Genomic DNA, 19,074 nt, shown 5'->3' with positions numbered 1-19,074 from the left:
TACCCGCCGCCCTGCGCCGGTCACCGCTCGGACACACCCAGCGTTTACAATCATCGGATGTCCACGCCCGCGCCCGTCCCCTTCCGCACCGCCCTGCTCTTCTGGCTCAAGCTCGGCTTCATCAGCTTCGGCGGCCCGGCCGGCCAGATCGCCCTGATGCACGCCGAACTGGTCGAACGGCGGCGCTGGATCTCGGAGCGGCGTTTCCTGCACGCCCTCAACTACTGCATGCTGCTGCCCGGCCCCGAAGCCACCCAGCTCGCGGTCTACATCGGCTGGCTGCTGCACCGCGCGCCCGGCGGCATCGCGGCCGGCCTGCTGTTCATCCTGCCCTCGCTGCTGCTCCTGATGCTGCTGTCCTGGGTCTACCTCGCCTATGGCCACCTGGCCCTCATCGCGGGCCTGATGGCCGGCATCAAGCCCGCCGTGGTCGCCCTGGTGATCGCCGCCGCCTGGCGTATCGGCACGCGCACCCTGCGCAATGGCGCGCTGGCCGCGATCGCCCTCGCCGCCTTCCTCGCCATCGCCGTGGCCGACCTGCCCTTCCCCCTGATCGTGCTCGGCGCCGCCCTGGCCGGCGTGGTGGGCGCGCGCCTGTGGCCCGAGCGCTTCCAGCCCGGCGGCGCCCACCCGGCCGGGCCCGGGCGCCCTGCCCCGGCCCCGGCGCTGATCGACGACGACACCCCCACGCCCGAGCACGCTCGCTTCAGCTGGCCGCGCCTGCTGCGCGCCTGCCTGCTCGGCTGCGCCCTGGCCGGCGCCGCCTGGCTGCTGCTGGCCCTGGCCTTCGGGCGCGAGCACGCCCTGGCGCAGATGGGCTGGTTCTTCACCAAGGCCGCCGTGATGAGCTTCGGCGGGGCCTACGCGGTGCTGCCCTACGTGGTCCAGGGCGCGGTCGAGCACTACGGCTGGCTCGATGCGCACCAGATGATCGACGGCCTGGCGCTGGGCGAGACCACGCCCGGCCCCCTGATCATGATCGTCGCCTTCGTCGGCTTCGTCGGCGGCTGGACCCATGCCCTGTTCGGCCCCGGGCACCTGGCCATCGCCGGCGTGGCCGGCGCGCTGGTGGCGGCGCTGTTCACCTTCCTGCCCTCCTTCGTCTTCATCCTGGCCGGCGGCCCGCTGGTCGAGTCGGGACGCGGCCAGTTGCGCTGGAGCGCGCCCTTGAGCGCCATCTCGGCCGCCGTGGTGGGCGTGATCGCCAGCCTCGCGCTGTTCTTCGGCCAGCACGTGTTCTTCGCCGGCGGCGTGCTCCAGCCGGCCGCGCTCGCGATCGGCGCGGCGGCCGCCGTCGCCCTGCTGGCTTTTCGCGTCGGCCCCATCAAACTGATCGCCGCCTGTGGAATGGCGGGGCTCGTGCTATCGTATTGGCATGGCTGAAAAAATCATCCTGATCAACGACCTGCGCGCACCCTCGCTGACGGTGCCCGCAAGACCCGAAGCGCCTACCGGCCTCCTGATGGACGCGCTCGGGCGGCCCCTGCACGACCTGCGCATTTCCGTCACCGACCGCTGCAATTTCCGCTGCGTCTACTGCATGCCGAAGGAGGTGTTCGACAAGGACTACGCCTACCTCCCGCACAGCGCCCTGCTCTCCTTCGAGGAAATCGAGCGGGTGGCGCGCATCTTCGTGGCCCACGGGGTCGAGAAGCTGCGCCTGACCGGCGGCGAACCCCTGCTGCGCAAGGACCTCGAGCGCCTGATCGCGATGCTGCGCGCCATCCCGACGCCCTCCGGCCGCCCGCTCGACCTGACCCTGACCACCAACGGCTCGCTGCTGGCGCGCAAGGCGCGCGCGCTCAAGGACGCGGGCCTGGACCGCGTCACGGTCTCGCTCGACGCGCTCGACGACGCCATGTTCAAGCGCATGAACGACGTGGACTTCTCGGTGTCCGACGTACTGGACGGCATCGACGCCGCCCACGCCGCCGGCCTGGGACCGATCAAGATCAACATGGTGGTCAAGGGCGGCACCAACGACGGCGAGATCCTGCCGATGGCGCGCCACTTCAAGGACTCGCCCTACATCCTGCGCTTCATCGAATACATGGACGTGGGCGCCTCCAACGGCTGGAACATGGACGAGGTGCTGCCCTCCGCCGAGGTGGTGCGCCGCATCTCGGCCGAGATGCCCCTGGTCCCGATCGATCCCAACTACACGGGCGAGACCGCGGCGCGCTGGCGCTATGCGGACGGCGCCGGCGAGATCGGCGTGATCTCCAGCGTCACCCAGGCCTTCTGCCGCGACTGCACGCGCCTGCGCCTGTCGACCGAGGGCAAGCTCTACACCTGCCTGTTCGCCACCCGCGGCCATGACCTGCGCGCCCTGCTGCGCGAAGGCCGCTCCGACCTGGAGCTGTCCGGCGCCATCGCCCAGCTGTGGCGGGTGCGCGCCGACCGCTATTCCGAAACCCGCACCGCCGCGACCGCGCGCCCGGACGCGGGCGAGCGCAAGGTCGAGATGTCCTACATCGGCGGGTGAATATGGACAGGAATGCGATCAGCGGATTGATCCTAGCGGGTGGACGCGGCACGCGCATGGGCCACGTCGACAAGGGCCTGCAGCCCTTCCGCGGCAAGACCATGGCGGCCGAGGTGCTGGCGCGCCTGGCGCCCCAGGTCGGCAGCCTGGCCATCAACGCCAACCGCAACCGCGAGGCCTACGCCGCGCTCGGCGTGCCGGTATGGGCCGACGAGACCCCGGACTTCGCCGGCCCGCTGGCCGGCCTGGAAGCAGGCCTGCGCCACTGCGCCACGCCCTTCCTGCTGGCCGTGCCCTGCGATTCGCCCTTCCTGCCCGAGGACCTGGCCGCGCGCCTGGCCGCCGCACTCGAAGCGAACGACGCCGACGTCGCCTACGCCGCCACCCGCGAGCCCGGCATGCGCGCCCAGCCGCACCCGGTGTTCTGCCTGGTGCGCGCCAGCCGCCTGCCGGAACTGTCGCGCTACCTGGCCGAAGGCGGACGCCGGGTCGACGGCTGGTACAAGGACCTGGTGGCGGTCGAGGTGCTGTTCGAGGACGCCGACGCCTTCCGTAATATCAACACCCTGGACGAGCTGCGCGCGCTGGACGACTCCCAGCCGCCCACCCTGGCCCGGATCGCCAGCTGCGTCGACGGCTACGACCCGGACGCGCTGCCGGTGCGCAGCGCCCAGCGCATCATCCGCGAGTTCGTGGAGCCGGTGCGCGCGGTCGAGCAGGTGGCGCTGCGCGCCGCCCTCGGGCGCGTGCTGGCGCGCGACATCGTCTCGCCGATCAACGTGCCGGCCCACGACAACTCGGCCATGGACGGCTACGCCCTGCGCGGGGCCGACCTGCCGCGCGAAGGCGCGGCCACCCTGCGCGTGATCGGCGTGGCCTATGCGGGCAAGCCCTCCGGCCTGGTCCCGGCGCCCGGCGAGTGCGTGCGCATCATGACCGGCGGCGTCATGCCGGCCGGCTGCGACAGCGTGCTGCCCCAGGAATTCGTGGCCCAGGACCTGGGCGAGGCCATCGTGGTGCGGGCGGGAAGCATCCAGCCGGGCGACAACCGCCGCTTCGCCGGCGAAGACCTGAAGGCCGGCAGCGCCGCCCTGCCGGCCGGCAGGATCGTGCGCCCGGCAGACCTGGGCCTGATCGCCTCCCTCGGCATCGCCGAGGTGCCGGTGCGGCGCCGCCTGCGGGTGGCCTTCTTCTCCACCGGCGACGAGCTGCGCTCGATCGGCGAGGCGCTGGGCGAGGGCTGCGTCTACGACAGCAACCGCTACACCATCTATGGCATGCTGCAGCGCCTGGGCTGCGACATCGTCGACATGGGCGTGGTGCGCGACAGCCCCGAGGCGCTGGAAGAAGCGCTGCGCAGCGCCTGCGAGAACGCGGACGCCATCATCACCTCGGGCGGGGTGTCGGTGGGCGCGGCCGACTACACCAAACAGGTGATGGCGCGCCTGGGTGACGTGAGCTTCTGGAAGATCGGCATGCGCCCGGGCCGGCCGCTGGCCTTCGGGCGGGTGAATTCGAACGGCCGCTCGGCCTTCCTGTTCGGGCTGCCCGGCAATCCGGTGGCGGTGATGGTCTCGTTCTACTTCTTCGCCCGCGAAGCCCTGCTGCGCATGATGGGCGCCGAGGCCCCGCTGCCCCTGCTGCAGGCGCGCTCCGCGGGCGCGATCCGCAAGAAGCCGGGGCGCACCGAGTACCAGCGCGGCATCGTGACGCGCGGCGCCGACGGCCTGCCCGAAGTGCGGATCACCGGCTCCCAGGGCTCGGGCATCCTGCGCTCGATGTCGGAAGCGAACTGCATGGTGGTGCTGCACGACGAACAGGGCGATGTCGCGGCCGGCGACAGCGTCGACATCCTGCCCTTCGAGGGCCTGCTCTGAACGGGGGGCCGGCGCCGGCCACCCCGTCCTTCCCGCGCCGCGTCAGCGGCTGCCGCTCACCGCGATCGACACGTTGTCGACCGCCAGCTCGTAGTTCGTGAAGCCGTAGAACCAGCCCGGCACATAGGTCGTGAACGCGATCTCGTCGACGCCCGCCAGCACGTCGGCGAAGGTCCGGCCCGGCGGCAGCGAGAGCCCGCCCGAACCGGTGCCGCCCCAGCCGGCCGGCATGGTGGTGGCGCGGGTGTCGGGGATGGTCACCTGCAGGCGCTGCCAGCTGCCCTTGTGGCTGATGGTCCCGAGCTTGGCCCAGACCGCGGTGTAGGGCATGCCGTTGTAGGGATTGTCGTAGTCGCGCAGCTCGACCACCAGTTCGCGCTCGACCTCGCGGCCACGGAAGGTGATCGATTTCACGTTGATGTCGAGGCCGATCGTGACCGACTTTACCGCGCCGAAGTTGCCGATGAAGGCGGGGTTCTCGCGGTTCGACCATTCGAGGCCGAAGGTATCCGGGTTGGCCGTGTAGAGGGCCTCGCCGTGTTTGCTGCCGGGGGTGGAGCTGATGTAGGAACCGCCGGCGGTGCCGGTCGGCGGCACCCAGCCTTCATAGCCCTTCGAGAAAGTCACCGTGGTGCTTGAGGGACCGGCCAGGGCCATGCCGGACACGAGCGAGAACACTGCTGCCGCACATACTTTGTTCATGAAATCTCCTTGCTGTTAAGGGTCACATGTACATACATTTGCCTTGAAGGCAAGCTATGGTGCGAGTCCAGTCGAGCAAGTGTCAAACGTGCGGTGAAACAATTTTGTAATGATATGTATTTCGCAACGATTACAAAATTTAGAAAGAATGTTCTGGCGTTTAGCAGTATCGGGAAATAAACAAGGCGCCAGCCCTCCTCTGCGGGAGCGCCGGCGGCAGGTGCTCAGTCGTCCAGCGGCGCGCCGTCGCCCAACATCAGCTGCGCCGCCTCGCTCGGCAGCGCCTCCACCGACTTCAGCTTGCGCGCCATCTGGCGGCTGCGCACCTCCGCGCTCTCGATGTTGCGGGCGGCCTTCTCCAGGGTCGCCTTGGTGGTGGCCAGCACCTCGCCGAACTTGGTGAATTCGGTCTTCACCGCGCCCAGCACCTGCCATACCTCGGACGAGCGCTTTTCCAGCGCCAGGGTGCGGAAGCCCATCTGCAGGCTGTTGAGCAGGGCGCTCAGGGTCGAAGGGCCGGCGATGCTCACGCGCAGGCTGCGCTGCAGCTCGTCCGCCAGGCCCGGACGGCGCATCACCTCGGCGTACAGGCCCTCGGTCGGCAGGAACAGGATGGCGAAGTCGGTCGTGTGCGGCGGCGCCACGTATTTCTCGCAGATGGTTTTGGCCTCGCCGCGCACCGCGCGTTCGAGCTCGGCGCCGGCGCGCGCCACGCCCTCGGCGTCGGCCGCCTCGGCCGCATCCAGCAGGCGTTCGTACTGCTCCTTGGGGAACTTGGCGTCGACCGGCAGCCAGAGCGGCGGCCCGCCTTCGACCGTGCCCGGCAGCTTGATCGCGAACTCGACCCGCGCGCCCGAGCCGGCCACGGTTTCGACGTTCTTGGCGTACTGGTCGACCGTCAGCACCTGCTCCAGCAGCATCTCGAGCTGGACTTCGCCCCAGGTGCCGCGGGTCTTGACGTTGGTGAGCACGCGCTTCAGGTCGCCGACGCCGATGGCCAGCTGCTGCATCTCGCCCAGGCCCTGGTGCACCTTTTCCAGCCGCTCGGACACCTGGCGGAAGGATTCGGACAGGCGGGTCTCGAGGGTGGCGTGGAGCTTCTCGTCCACGGTCTGGCGCATCTCTTCCAGGCGCCTGGCGTTGTCCTGCTGCAGGTCGCGGATCTTGGTTTCGAGGGTGCCGCGCACTTCGAGCATGCGCTGGGCGTTCGATTCCGTCAGGTTCGCCAAGGTCTGCTGCATGGTGTCGGCGAAGCGCTTGAGCGCCCTTGCCTGCTCCTCGCGCCCGCTCGAGGAATGCAGCTGCATCTGCTGGCGCATGCTGTCGAGCTGCTGGACGGTGGCGCCGTGGTACTGGCCGAGATGGGCCGCCAGTTCCTGGCGCGTGCCCTGGGCGCTGGCCTGCATTTCCAGGCGCAGTTCGCGCTCCAGGCGTTCGAGATGGCGCTGGTCACCGTTGTTGCGGGCGCGCAGCAGGAGCAGCACCTGCAGGCCCGCCACGAGGGCGAGGCCCAGCAGGACCAGGAGATCGGCGGTGCTCATGGCGTCAGTCGGCCTTGTTCCGCATCCAGTCGGCGGTGTGGTAGAAGGATTGCATCAGGCGCAGGCGCAGCTCGTCGTCCCAGCCCAGGTCCTCCATTGCCCAGGCCATGGCGCGCAGCCACTGGTCGCGTTCCTTGGTGCCGATCGCGAACGGAAGGTGGCGCGCGCGCAGGCGCGGATGGCCGTAGCGTTCGATGAAGAGATCCGGTCCACCCATCCAGCCGGACAGGAACATGAAGAGTTTCTCGCGCGAGCTGTCGTTGGGAACGGGATGCATGGCGTGGATCTCGGCGAATTCCGGTTCCAGCTGCATCAGGTCGTAGAAGCGGTCCACCAGTTCGCGCAGGCGCTCGGCGCCGCCGATGATGTCGTACAGGGTTTGGGTTTCAGGCATTCCGCCATGATAGCGCACCGGCCGCGGCCCGTGGCCGCGGCGATGGTTTCATGTTGCTTACGGCCTTCAGGCTTCGCGCAGGGTCTGCAACGGCGGATGGCGCAGCACCCCGCGCAGGCCCAGCCAGCCGCCCACGATGGCGCACAGCGCGCCCACCACCAGGCCGGCCGCCCACACGCCGGGCGCGAACACCCAGGGGAACTTGAACTGGTAGGTGGCCAGGGCCCAGCCCAGGGCGGCGGCGCCGCTGGCCGCCAGCAGGCCGGCCAGGCCGCCCACCAGCAGGAACTCGATGCGCTGGGCCTGGGCCAGCTGCTGCCTGGTCGCGCCCAGCGCGCGCAGCAGGCCGGCCTCGCGGGTGCGCTCGGCCTGCGATCCCATCAGGGCCGCGTACAGCACCAGCACGCCCGAGGCGAGGGTGAACAGGAACAGGAACTCGACCGCCGTCACCACCTGGTCCAGCACTTCCTGCAGCTGGCGGATGATGCCGGAGACGTCGATCACCGTCAGGTTCGGATAGGCGCGCGTCAGGCTGTTGGCCAGCGCGGCGCCCTCCTGCGGCAGGTGGAAGGCGGTCATGTAGGTGGTGGGCGCGTTGGCCATCGCCGCCGGATTGATGATGACGAAGAAGTTGGCGCGCATCGAGCCCCATTCGAGCTTGCGCAGGCTGGTGATCTTCGCGTCCACGATCAGGCCCGCCATGTCGAAGCGCATGGTGTCGCCCAGCTTCAGGCCCAGGGTCTTGGCCAGGCCCTCCTCCACCGAGGCTTCCGAGACGCCGGGCGCGTCGCGGTACCAGCTGCCGGCCACGATCTCGTTGGCGGTCGGCACGTCCTTCGTGGTGGACAGGTTGAACTCGCGGTTGGCCAGGCCGCGCGCGCGGTCTTCCTGGTAGGTCTCGCGCGTGATCGGCTTGCCGTTCACCGCCGTCAGGCGGCCGCGGATCATCGGATAGAGCACGGGCTCGCGCACGCCCGCGCCGGCCAGCTGGCGCTCCACGCCCTGCTTCTGATCGGGCAGGATGTTGATGATGAAGCGGTTCGGCGCGTCCGGCGGCGTGGACAGGCGCCAGGCCGCCATCAGGTCGCCGCGCACCACGGTCAGCAGCAGCAGCGCCATCAGGCCCAGGGCGAGCGACACCACCTGCACCACGGTGGCGCCGGGGCGGCGCTGGAGCGAGGTGACGGCGAAGCGCCAGCCCTGGTGCCTGAAGCTGTTGCGCAGGCGGCGCAGCAGCAGCAGGCCGAGCCAGGCGACCAGGGCGAACAGGCCGAAGCCGGCCAGGAAACCGCCGGCGGTGGTGAGGGCCAGCTTGGCATCGCCCGCCTGCCACAGCAGCAGGCCGAGGAATACGCCGACGCCCAGGCCATAGGTGGCCAGCGCCGCCGGCTGGGGCGCGGACTGCTCGCGCCGGATCACGCGGTTGTGCGGCACGTTGCGCAACTGGAGCACCGGCGGCAGCGCGAAGCCGACCAGCAGCAGCAGGCCGGTGGCGATGCCCTGCAGGGCCGGCAGCAGCGAGACCGGCGGCAGCTCGGTCGGAATCAGGCTGCCGATCAGCTGCAGCAGCACGAAGTGGGCGCCGAAGCCGACCGCCACGCCGATCGCGCTCCCGGCCAGGCCGACCAGGGCGAATTCGGTGAGGTACATGGCGCCGACCTGGTTCTGGGTCATGCCCAGGCAGCGCAGCATGGCGCAGGCGTCCAGGTGGCGCTGCATGAAGCGGCGCGCCGCCATCGCCACCGCGACCGCCGCCAGCATCGCCGACAGCAGGCCCACCAAGGACAGGAAGCGGTCGGCGCGGTCGAGCGTGGCGTTCATCTCGGGCCGGCCGTTCTCCAGGGTCTCGATGCGCACGCCCTTGACGTTGCCCTCCTTGATTTGGGCGCGCAGCCAGGCCGCGTAGTCGCGCACCGGCGCCATGTCGTTGGCCGAAGGCGCGGCCACCTGCAGGCGGAAGGTCACGCGCGCGAAATCGTCCACCAGGCCGGTCGCCTTCAGGTCCTCGAGCGCCAGCATGACGCGCGGCGCGAAGTTGACGAAGGAGGCGCCCCTGTCCGGCTCGGCCGCGATCAGCTGGGCGATGCGGAACGTGCTGTCGCCGAGCTGGATGCGGTCGCCCACCTTGGCCTGCAGCGCAGGCAGCAGGTTGGCGTCCACCCACACCGTGCCCGGCTCGGGCGTGGCGCGGGTCTTCTCGCCCAGCGCGCTGCCGGCCTTGTCGGGGTCTTGCGTGATGCTGAGCTGGCCGCGCAGCGGGTAACCCGGCGATACCGCCTTCACCGAGGACAGCTGGGCGCGCGAGTCCTCGCCCTCGCCCGCCTGGGCCATGCTCGGGAAGGTCACGGTCTCGGCCAGCAGCAGGCCGCGCCGGCGCGCTTCCTGGCGCCACTCCTCGCGCACCGGATCGTCGGCGTTGATCAGGAGGTCGGCGCCGAGCAGCTGGTGGGCGTCGCGGTTCAGGCCCGCGCGCATGCGGTCGATGAAGAAGCCCACCGAGGACAGCGCGGACACGGCCACGATCAGGGCCACCAGCAGGAAGCGCAGCTCCCCGGCGCGCCAGTCGCGCGCGGTCATGCGAAGTGCCTGTTTGAACATGGATTGCTTTCCTTTCAGGCGGCGGCGAAGAAGGCGTCGACTTCCGCCAGCCAGGCGCGCTTGCGCTCCGGCTCGACGAAGGCGGCGGCGAAGCTGTTGCGCGCCAGCTGGCGCGCGTGGCCCTCGTCGAGCGGCAGGGCCTCGAAGGCGGCCAGGTAATTGGCGTTGAGGTAGCCGCCGAAATAGGCCGGGTCGTCCGAGTTAACGGTGGCGGCCAGGCCGGCGTCGAGCAGGCGGCGCAGGTTGTGGCTGCCCATCACGTCGAACACGCGCAGCTTGACGTTCGAGAGCGGGCACACGGTCAGCGCCATCTGCTCGCGCGCCAGGCGCTCGACCAGGTCCGGGCTCTCCAGGCAGCGCACGCCGTGGTCGATGCGCTCGACGTTGAGCACGTCCAGCGCGCTCTCGATGTAGGCCGGCGGCCCCTCCTCGCCCGCATGGGCCACCAGGTGCAGGCCGAGCTGGCGGGCGCGCTCGAACACGCGCGCGAATTTCTCGGGCGGGTGGCCGACTTCCGAGGAATCCAGGCCCACGCCGATGAACTTGTCGCGATGGGGCAGCGACTCCTCGAGCGTGGCGATGGCCTCGTCCTCGGACAGGTGGCGCAGGAAGCACATGATCAGGCTGGCGCTGATCGGGCCGTCCTGGCAGGCGCGCCAGATGCCCTGGATCACGGTCTCGAAGGGGACGCCGCGCGCGGTATGGGTCTGGGGGTCGAAGAAGATCTCGGCATGGCGGACCCCGTCGGCATGGGCGCGCGCCAGGTAGGCGGCGGTCATGTCATAGAAGTCCTGCTCGGTCAGCAGCACGCTGGCGCCCGCGTAATAAATGTCGAGGAAGGACTGCAGATCGCTGAAATCGTAGGCCTGGCGCAACGCCTCCACCGAGGGATAGGCTAGCTGCACGCCGTTTCTTTGCGCGAGCGCAAAGATCAGTTCGGGTTCCAGCGAGCCTTCGATATGGATGTGAAGCTCAGCCTTGGGCATTCCGGTCAGGAGGCGGCGCAGGCGATCGTCGAGCATGGTTTTCTCCGGCAATCTTTCAAGTGAACAAGGGTTTGGTAGGACCCGACTGACAAGTGTACCGCATGCCCGACTACCCTCCGCGACAGAGTGAAAAAGCGTCCGCGCCGGGGTGCGCACGATTGGAAAACGCGTGCGCCACAGGTTGAGCAGATCGTGCAATATCGACTCACACTAGCGAAAGAGAAAGCAGCTAGACGCGGTGGATTGTCCACCGTTTCGGACCACCCTCGCGCAGCGTTCCGGCACCCCTTCAGGCGCCGCCAAAGCGTCGTTCAAATTCTTCATTTTCTTAATTGTTTCAAGTACTTGGGTAGTAGCAAACTCAGCCACACCAGCACACGCGACACTGCTTTGACTTCGGGAACTAATAGGCACATAATAAATTTCATAAACGCAAAAAAGACGCTCTCCAACTGCGGGAGACTGCTCGGACCGACCAGGACCGGGCGGTACAACAACAATAATCGTGACCCATGACGGCGCGGCCAACCCGGCACCGCCTGCGGCACGACAGAACAAGGAGTACGCCACAAAAACCGGGGCCTGGGGCAGTCCTTGATGACGGGCTGCCATGACAGTGATCGTTGTTAGCACATTAGAGGACACACAAATGAGCATCTTTGACAACTACGCAGCCCGCTATGAGCGTACCCGGGAAGAGGAATACTCCATGTCGGAGTTCCTGCAACTGTGCAAGAAAGACCCGCTGAGCTATGCCAGCGCGCCGGAACGCATGCTCGCGGCGATCGGCGAGCCCACCCTGGTCGACACCCGCCTTGACCCGCGTCTGTCGCGCATTTTCGCCAACAAAGTCATCAAGATCTATCCGGCCTTCCGCGAGTTCTACGGCATGGAGGAAGTGATCGAGCAGGTCGTGTCCTACTTCCGCCACGCGGCCCAGGGCCTGGAAGAGCGCAAGCAGATCCTCTACCTGCTGGGGCCGGTCGGCGGCGGCAAGTCCTCGATCGCCGAAAAGCTCAAGAGCCTCATGGAACTGGTGCCCTTCTACGCGATCAAGGGTTCGCCCGTGAACGAATCGCCGCTGGGCCTGTTCAACGAAGAGGAAGACGGCACCATCCTCGAAGAGGACTACGGCATCCCGCGCCGCTACCTGCGCACCATTCCCAGCCCGTGGGCGGTCAAGCGCCTGCACGAATTCGGCGGCGACATCAACAAGTTCCGCGTGGTCAAGCGCTATCCGTCCATCCTCAAGCAGGTGGCGATCGCCAAGACCGAGCCGGGCGACGAGAACAACCAGGACATCTCCTCCCTGGTCGGCAAGGTCGACATCCGCAAGCTCGAGGACTTCGCCCAGGACGATCCGGACGCCTACAGCTATTCCGGCGGCCTGTGCCTGGCCAACCAGGGCCTGATGGAATTCGTCGAGATGTTCAAGGCCCCGATCAAGGTCCTGCACCCGCTGCTGACGGCCACCCAGGAAGGCAACTACAAGGGCACCGAGGGCTTCGGCGCCATCCCCTTCGAGGGCATCGTGCTGGCCCACTCCAACGAATCGGAGTGGAAGACCTTCCGCAACAACCGCAACAACGAGGCTTTCCTCGACCGTATCTACATCGTCAAGGTGCCCTACTGCCTGCGGGTGTCGGACGAGGTCAAGATCTACGAGAAGCTGCTGCGCACCTCCTCGCTCGACAAGGCGCCCTGCGCCCCGGGCACCCTGCGCATGATGGCCCAGTTCGCGGTGCTCTCGCGCCTGAAGGATCCCGAGAACTCGAGCATCTTCTCCAAGATGCTGGTGTACGACGGCGAGAACCTCAAGGACACCGATCCCAAGGCCAAGTCGCTGCACGAATACGTCGACTATGCCGGCGTGGACGAAGGCATGAACGGCCTGTCGACCCGCTTCGCCTTCAAGATCCTGTCCAAGGTCTTCAACTTCGACAACACCGAAGTGGCGGCCAACCCGGTCCACCTGCTCTACGTGCTCGAGCAGCAGATCGAACGCGAGCAGTTCCCGCCGGAGACCGAGCAGCGCTACCTCTCCTACATCAAGGAACACCTGGCCCAGCGCTACGTCGACTTCATCGGCAAGGAGATCCAGACCGCCTACCTGGAAAGCTATTCCGAGTACGGCCAGAACATCTTCGACCGCTACGTGACCTTCGCCGACTTCTGGATCCAGGACCAGGAGTTCCGCGATCCGGACACCGGCGAGAGCTTCGACCGCGAATCGCTCAACGCCGAGCTGGAGAAGATCGAGAAGCCGGCCGGCATCTCGAACCCGAAGGATTTCCGCAACGAAATCGTCAACTTCAGCCTGCGCGCCCGCGCCACCAATGCCGGCAAGAATCCGGCATGGACCAGCTACGAGAAATTCCGTAGCGTGATCGAGAAGAAGATGTTCTCGAATACCGAGGAACTGCTGCCGGTGATCTCGTTCAACGCCAAGGCCAGCGCCGAGGATGCCAACAAGCACGCCGACTTCGTGGCGCGCATGGTCGAGAAAGGCTATACGCCCAAGCAGGTGCGCCTGCTGTGCGAATGGTACCTGCGCGTGCGTAAATCCTCGTAATCCGACGCGGCCCCGCGGGGCGCCGGCCGCAGGCCGCCGGCGTCCGCAGCGGCGGCGGTCACGGCGTCCGCTACGGCGCCCCGCTGCGGCCGTGACGGCGCCCATCCGGGAAGTTTGGCGTGGCGTGCACCCTCGAACCCACAACGTATTAAGATAAGGTTGTCGGGTGCCACAGCGCCGGGACGCGCCGCGTCCCCCCGCTATTTTCAGCAGGAGGCCTGTTTTGACTTACCTCATCGACCGTCGCTTGCAAGGCAAGAACAAGTCTGCGGTCAACCGCGAACGCTTCCTGCGCCGCTACAAGGCGCAGATCAAGGACGCGGTCGGCCGCGCGATCAAGGGCCGCTCGATCACTGACATCGAGAACGGCGAAAAGGTCTCCATTCCCGTCAAGGACGTGAACGAACCTCATTTCGGCCATGCCCACGGAGGCGTCTGGGAAACGGTCAACCCGGGCAATACCGAGTACCAGAAAGGCGACCAGTTCAACCGCCCGCGCGGCGGAGGCGGCGGCGCCGGACGCGGCCGGGCCGGCAACAGCGACCAGACCACCGAGGACGATTTCATCTTCGAGCTCTCGCGCGAAGAATTCATGAATTACTTCTTCGAGGACCTGGAGCTGCCGAACATGGTCAAGACGCAGCTGACCCAGACCGTCGAATTCAAGAACCAGCGCGCCGGCTACAACGTGTCCGGCACGCCATCCAACATCCACGTGCTGCGCTCGCTGCGCGGCGCCCTGGGCCGGCGCATCGCGGTCGGCGGGCCGGCCAAGCGCGAGCTGGCCGAGGTCGAGGACGAGCTCAAGGCCCTGCTGGACGCGGGCGCGCCGCCCGACGATCCCGAAGTGCTGCGCCTGAAGGACCGGGTGCACCACCTGCACATCCGGCTCAACGCCATCCCCTTCATCGACCCCTTCGACCTGCGCTACTCCAACCGCATCAAGGTGCCCAAGCCGAGCACCTCGGCCGTGATGTTCTGCATCATGGACGTGTCCGGCTCGATGGACGAGACCCGCAAGGACACCGCCAAGCGCTTCTTCATCCTGCTCTACCTCTTCCTCAAGCGGGTCTACGAGAAGATCGAGGTGGTCTTCATCCGCCACCACACGGCTGCGGCCGAGGTCGACGAGAACGAGTTCTTCCATTCGCGCGAGTCGGGCGGCACCGTCGTGTCCTCGGCCCTGCACCTGCTGCAGAAGGTGCTTGCCGAGCGCTACGGCAGCGCCGACTGGAACGCCTACGTGGCCCAGGCTTCGGACGGCGACAACTGGGACAACGACTCGGTGCTGTGCAAGCAGATCCTGACCAGCGCGATCATGCCGCGGGTCCAGTACTACACCTATGTCGAGATCACCGACGGCCCGCCGCAGAACCTGTGGGAGCAGTACTGCGAAGTGGCCGCCAGCCACCGCAACTTCGCGATGCAGAAGATCGTGACCCCGGCCGACATCTACCCGGTGTTCCGGGAGCTGTTCAAGAAGCAGGCCAAGTAATACGGAGGCAGCATGCCAGACGACCGTACCAATCCCCGCGCCCTGCCCGATCAGTCGGAATGGACCTTCGACCTGATCGAGCAGGCGCACGACGAAATCAAGCGGGTGGCCAAGCGCTACGGCCTGGACACCTACCCGAACCAGCTCGAGATCATCACCGCCGAACAGATGATGGATGCCTACACCTCCGTGGGCATGCCGGTCTCATATAACCACTGGTCCTTCGGCAAGCACTTTCTCTCGACCGAGAAGAGCTACCGCCGCGGCCAGATGGGCCTGGCCTACGAGATCGTCATCAACTCGAATCCCTGCATCGCCTACCTGATGGAGGAAAACAGCCTGACCATGCAGGCCCTGGTGATCGCGCACGCTGCCTACGGGCACAATTCGTTCTTCAAGGGCAACTACCTGTTCCGCACCTGGACCGACGCCGAAGCCATCGTCGACTATATGGTGTTCGCCAAGAACTACATCGCCGAATGCGAGCAGCGCTATGGCATCGACGCGGTCGAGGAATTGCTCGACTCCTGCCACGCGCTGCAGAACTATGGCGTGGACCGCTACAAGCGGCCGGCCAAGCTCTCGGTGGCCCAGGAAATGGCGCGCCAGAAGGAACGCGAGGAATACGCCCAATCCCAGGTCAACGAGCTGTGGCGCACCCTGCCGCGGCGCGAAGAGCAGATCCAGGATGCCGCGCCCCAGCGCTTCCCGCTCGAGCCCGAGGAAAACCTGCTCTACTTCATCGAGAAATACGCCCCGCTGCTGGAGCCCTGGCAGCGCGAGATCGTCCGCATCACACGCAAGATCTCCCAGTATTTCTACCCGCAGCGCCAGACCCAGGTGATGAACGAGGGCTGGGCCACTTTCTGGCACTACACGATCCTGCAAGACCTGTACAAGGAGGGGATCGTGGGCGACGGCTTCATGCTGGAATTCCTCCAGAGCCACACGAACGTGGTCTACCAGCCGCCGGCCACCAGCCCGTATTACAGCGGGATCAATCCCTATGCCCTCGGTTTCGCGATGATGACCGACATACGCCGCATCTGCGAAAACCCGACGGACGAGGACAAGGCCTGGTTCCCGGACATCGCCGGCAGCGACTGGCTCAAGACCCTGGACTTCGCGATGCGCAATTTCAAGGACGAGAGTTTCATCGCGCAATACCTTTCGCCCAAGCTGATCCGCGATTTCCACTTCTTCGCCGTGCTGGACGACGACCGCAGCGACAAGCTGACGATCTCGGCGATCCACGACGAATGGGGCTACCGCTACGTGCGCTCCAAGCTGGCCGAGCAGTACAACCTGGGCAGCCGCGAGCCCAACATCCAGGTCTGGCAGGTCAATACGCGCGACGACCGGGCCCTGACCCTGCGCCATACGCAGTTCAACCGCCGCCCGCTGAACCAGCAGGCCCAGGAGGTGCTCAAGCACGTGGCCAGGCTGTGGGGCTTCGACGTGCGCCTGGAGACCGTGGACCCGAGCGGGCACGTGGTCAGCTTCCTCGAATGTCGGCGTGAAAAGCGCGGGCGCTGAGTCCAGGCCAGCCCCCAGCTTTTATATATAGACCTGCACCCGCCCCCGCCGGCCGGCCCGGCCGGCGGCCGGGCACATGCCCGCATTGCCGTTTTTCGCGCCGCCGGGCACATGCCTGCACCGCCACCTCTCACGCCGCCGGGTGCATGCCCGCATCGCCACCGTTCGCTGCGCCGGGCACATGCCTGGGTTGCCTCCTTTCGCGCCACTGGGCGCATGCCCGCATCGCCGCCTTTCGCGCCACCGGGCGCATGCCCGCATCGCCGCCTTTCGCGCCACCGGGCGCATGCCCGCATCGCCGCCTTTCGCGCCGCCGGGCGCATGCCTGCATCGCCGCCTTTCGCCCCGCAGGGCGCTTGCCCGCCCACCGCCTTTCGCTCCGCCGGCCGGATGCCCGCATCGCCGCTTTTCGCGCTGCCGGGGCTTCCGGCTCTGGCGTTTCCCCCTTCTCTCTAGTATGCTTGGCGCCGGGTTTTGGTGCCCGTCGCGTTCGATATCGAAACAACTAGCCATCACCAAAGTTTAGCGCTATCATTTGTTCGCCCGACAAGTTTCTTCCCCCGGGTCCCGCCTCGCCTCTTTACTATCCCCAAGTATTTTTCACTTCGCTCGTCGCGCAATCGTCACGCCGAGGCCTTGGCACGCACAACTCTTGTGCAGCGCAAGGTTGACTTCTCCCCGTTTTAGCGCGTACCTTTCATATTCATCAAGGCCGAGTGCCGTTTTGATATCAGACTGGACGGCGTAATCTCGCGATCCGCCATCATTTTTTCCTATAACCACCAGGAAAACATGCAATACGCACATCAGTTCAAGCGTACGCACGAGTTCCGTAAAGTTGGCTATAGTTTGCAAAAACACCAGTGATCCATCATACGATATTCGCCAGCTTGTCATTTTAACGTCTTAAATTTGGCAAACTATGCAATCTGGCCTGATGTTCTACAGCATGAGGAGAATTGCTACACTAAATTACATATATCTACTGTTTCCTTCACCACCCGACAGCCTGCTCCAAGCTTGTATAGATGAGCCGCTTTGCCTGCATTTACAGGCAGTTAGGCACCCTTTTGGTGCTGTAAAAATGTATGTGCAAAAAAGAATTCGTAGGTATAATTCCTCGATGTCCCGGATGCGGCTCCTAGCTTTCCGTCGTGTTTAGTGGGTTTAGTAGCAACAAAAAAGAGTTGGTATTGGAGAAATATGGCATGAATTTTACGCATGAGAAGAGCGCTGGGAAGAACATGACCGGCTTCATTATCGTCCTCGTGCTGCACGTGCTGGTAGCCTGGGCCATCGTGAATGGACTCGGTACCCGGATCGTCAGCAAGGTGACGGAAGCGGTCGAAACCAAACTGATCGAGGAAGTGAAGCCGCCGCCGCCGCCGGAAACCCCGCCGCCGCCGCCGCCGCCGGAAATGAAGGCCCCGCCGCCTCCGTTCATCCCGCCGGTCGAGGTGCAGGTGAACCAGCCGCCGCCGCCGCAGAACACGATCGCCGCAGCCACCAATACCCCGCCGCCGACCACTTCGCTGGCTCCGCCGGCACCGCCTGCTCCTCCGGCACCGCCGGCGCCGGCACGTGCTCCGAGCCGCTCCGAAGCCGTGGCCGACTTTAACACTTGCGCACGTCCGGAATATCCGCGTTCGTCGCAGCGTAACGAAGAAACGGGTACCACGACCCTTCAGTTCCTGATCGGCGTCGATGGTCGCGTGTTGGAATCCAAGCTGGCGAAGTCGAGTGGCTTCCGTGACTTGGACCGAGCCGCACAGTCGGCTCTGACGAAATGCCGATTCAAGCCAGCCATGGTTGATGGCAAGCCGGAACAGGCGTGGACAGCGGTGCAGTACGTCTGGACGCTGGAATAAAACCGAGACAGAACATCGTCTCACTCTGTGATTTTCGTTGTCATTAGTTCAGCGAACTGTCTATTTAATATTTTTGGAGGAAGCATGTTTAAGAATACCCGTTTGTCCGCTATCCTGGCGGCCGTCCTGTTCTCGGTAACGGCAGCATCGGCCCTGGTGTCCGCACCGGCCTTCGCTGACGCACCGGCAGCTCCGGCAGCCGACGCGGCAGCCGCTCCGGCCGCTGACGCCGCAGCCGCACCGGCAGCTGACGCTGCTGCTGCCCCGGCTGCCGACGCAGCCGCTGCTCCGGCCGCTGCCGCCGGTGACGAGCAGACCGAAGAAGTCCACAACCCGTACGGCATCCAGGCCATGTGGGAAGAAGGCGACTTCGTCAACAAAGGCACCATCATCATCCTGTCGCTGATGTCGATCGGTTCGTGGTACATCATCATCACCAAGCTGATCGACCAGCAGAAGATCATGCGCCAGTCGAAGGAAGTCTCGGCCAAGTTCTGGAAAGCTCCGTCGATCGCCGCTGGCTCGGCTCAGCTGAAAGAAGGCTCGCCGTTCCGCTTCATCGCTGAAACCGGCACCAAGGCAACCCAGCACCACGACGGCGCCCTGCTCGAGCAGATCGACCTGTCGACCTGGGTGACCATGCAGATCCAGCGCGCCGTGGACCGCGTCCAGTCGCGTCTGCAGGATGGCCTGTCCTTCCTGGCAACCGTGGGTTCGACCTCGCCGTTCATCGGTCTGTTCGGTACCGTCTGGGGCATCTACAACGCACTGACCGCTATCGGTATGTCGGGTAACGCCTCGATCGACAAGGTCGCAGGTCCGGTGGGTGAAGCACTGATCATGACCGCATTCGGTCTGTTCGTCGCAGTTCCGGCCGTTCTGGGCTACAACTGGCTGGTGCGTCGTAACAAGTCGGTCATGGAAGACGTCCGTTCGTTCAGCGCCGACGTGCACTCGGTCCTGATCTCGGGCGCCATGTCGACCTCGAACGCCGCAGCAGGCGCTAAGAAGGCTGGCTAA

Annotated in this window: 13 protein-coding genes; 8 read left to right on the top strand and 5 right to left on the bottom strand. The window is 66.2% G+C overall.

What is annotated here, in order from left to right; genetic code table 11:
• The first annotated feature begins 57 nt into the window (after positions 1-57).
• The 3 genes from chrA to glp are packed head-to-tail and all read left to right on the top strand — an operon-like array spanning position 58 to position 4,362.
• The gene (gene chrA, locus B0920_RS18700; RefSeq protein WP_078034152.1) at positions 58-1,383 is read left to right on the top strand and encodes a chromate efflux transporter; all 1,326 of its coding nucleotides are present in this window, start codon (positions 58-60) and stop codon (positions 1,381-1,383) included.
• Complete coding sequence (gene moaA, locus B0920_RS18695; protein WP_078034151.1) at positions 1,376-2,485, top strand: GTP 3',8-cyclase MoaA; 1,110 nt, start codon at positions 1,376-1,378, stop codon at positions 2,483-2,485. Before chrA ends, moaA begins: the two co-directional genes overlap by 8 nt.
• 2 nt (positions 2,486-2,487) lie before the next feature.
• Positions 2,488-4,362, top strand: a complete 1,875-nt coding sequence (gene glp, locus B0920_RS18690) for a gephyrin-like molybdotransferase Glp (RefSeq protein ID WP_078034150.1) — start codon at positions 2,488-2,490, stop codon at positions 4,360-4,362.
• 42 nt (positions 4,363-4,404) lie between these two features.
• Here glp and B0920_RS18685 read toward each other — a convergent pair whose 3' ends face one another.
• From B0920_RS18685 to B0920_RS18665, 5 genes are all read right to left on the bottom strand, one after another.
• On the bottom strand, positions 4,405-5,064 hold the full coding sequence (locus B0920_RS18685) for a PEP-CTERM sorting domain-containing protein (RefSeq protein WP_078034149.1): 660 nt from the start codon (positions 5,062-5,064) through the stop codon (positions 4,405-4,407).
• A 224-nt stretch (positions 5,065-5,288) separates the two neighbouring features.
• Positions 5,289-6,605 (bottom strand): DNA recombination protein RmuC, encoded by a 1,317-nt coding sequence (locus tag B0920_RS18680; protein ID WP_078034148.1) that lies wholly within the window; start codon positions 6,603-6,605, stop codon positions 5,289-5,291.
• A 4-nt stretch (positions 6,606-6,609) separates the two neighbouring features.
• Complete coding sequence (locus tag B0920_RS18675; RefSeq protein ID WP_078034472.1) at positions 6,610-6,999, bottom strand: group II truncated hemoglobin; 390 nt, start codon at positions 6,997-6,999, stop codon at positions 6,610-6,612.
• 66 nt (positions 7,000-7,065) lie between these two features.
• The gene (locus B0920_RS18670) at positions 7,066-9,597 is read right to left on the bottom strand and encodes an ABC transporter permease (RefSeq protein WP_078034147.1); all 2,532 of its coding nucleotides are present in this window, start codon (positions 9,595-9,597) and stop codon (positions 7,066-7,068) included.
• Between the two features lie 14 nt (positions 9,598-9,611).
• Positions 9,612-10,619 (bottom strand): adenosine deaminase, encoded by a 1,008-nt coding sequence (locus tag B0920_RS18665; RefSeq protein WP_078034146.1) that lies wholly within the window; start codon positions 10,617-10,619, stop codon positions 9,612-9,614.
• A 613-nt stretch (positions 10,620-11,232) separates the two neighbouring features.
• Here B0920_RS18665 and B0920_RS18660 point away from each other — a divergent pair.
• From B0920_RS18660 to B0920_RS18635, 5 genes are all read left to right on the top strand, one after another.
• The gene (locus tag B0920_RS18660; protein ID WP_078034145.1) at positions 11,233-13,155 is read left to right on the top strand and encodes a PrkA family serine protein kinase; all 1,923 of its coding nucleotides are present in this window, start codon (positions 11,233-11,235) and stop codon (positions 13,153-13,155) included.
• Positions 13,156-13,378: 223 nt separating this feature from the next.
• On the top strand, positions 13,379-14,650 hold the full coding sequence (locus tag B0920_RS18655; RefSeq protein ID WP_078034144.1) for a YeaH/YhbH family protein: 1,272 nt from the start codon (positions 13,379-13,381) through the stop codon (positions 14,648-14,650).
• Positions 14,651-14,662: 12 nt separating this feature from the next.
• Complete coding sequence (locus tag B0920_RS18650; protein ID WP_078034143.1) at positions 14,663-16,186, top strand: SpoVR family protein; 1,524 nt, start codon at positions 14,663-14,665, stop codon at positions 16,184-16,186.
• Positions 16,187-17,394: 1,208 nt separating this feature from the next.
• Positions 17,395-18,054 carry an energy transducer TonB gene (locus B0920_RS18645; protein WP_078034142.1) on the top strand — a complete coding sequence of 220 codons (660 nt, stop codon included), beginning with the start codon at positions 17,395-17,397 and terminating at the stop codon, positions 18,052-18,054.
• An 84-nt stretch (positions 18,055-18,138) separates the two neighbouring features.
• Complete coding sequence (locus tag B0920_RS18635; RefSeq protein WP_218669392.1) at positions 18,139-19,074, top strand: MotA/TolQ/ExbB proton channel family protein; 936 nt, start codon at positions 18,139-18,141, stop codon at positions 19,072-19,074.

It is taken from the genome of Massilia sp. KIM, from assembly GCF_002007115.1.
Classification (GTDB): Bacteria; Pseudomonadota; Gammaproteobacteria; order Burkholderiales; family Burkholderiaceae_D; genus Telluria.
Note: the sequence above shows the minus strand (reverse complement) of the source record. Positions and strands in the feature narration are given on the sequence as shown.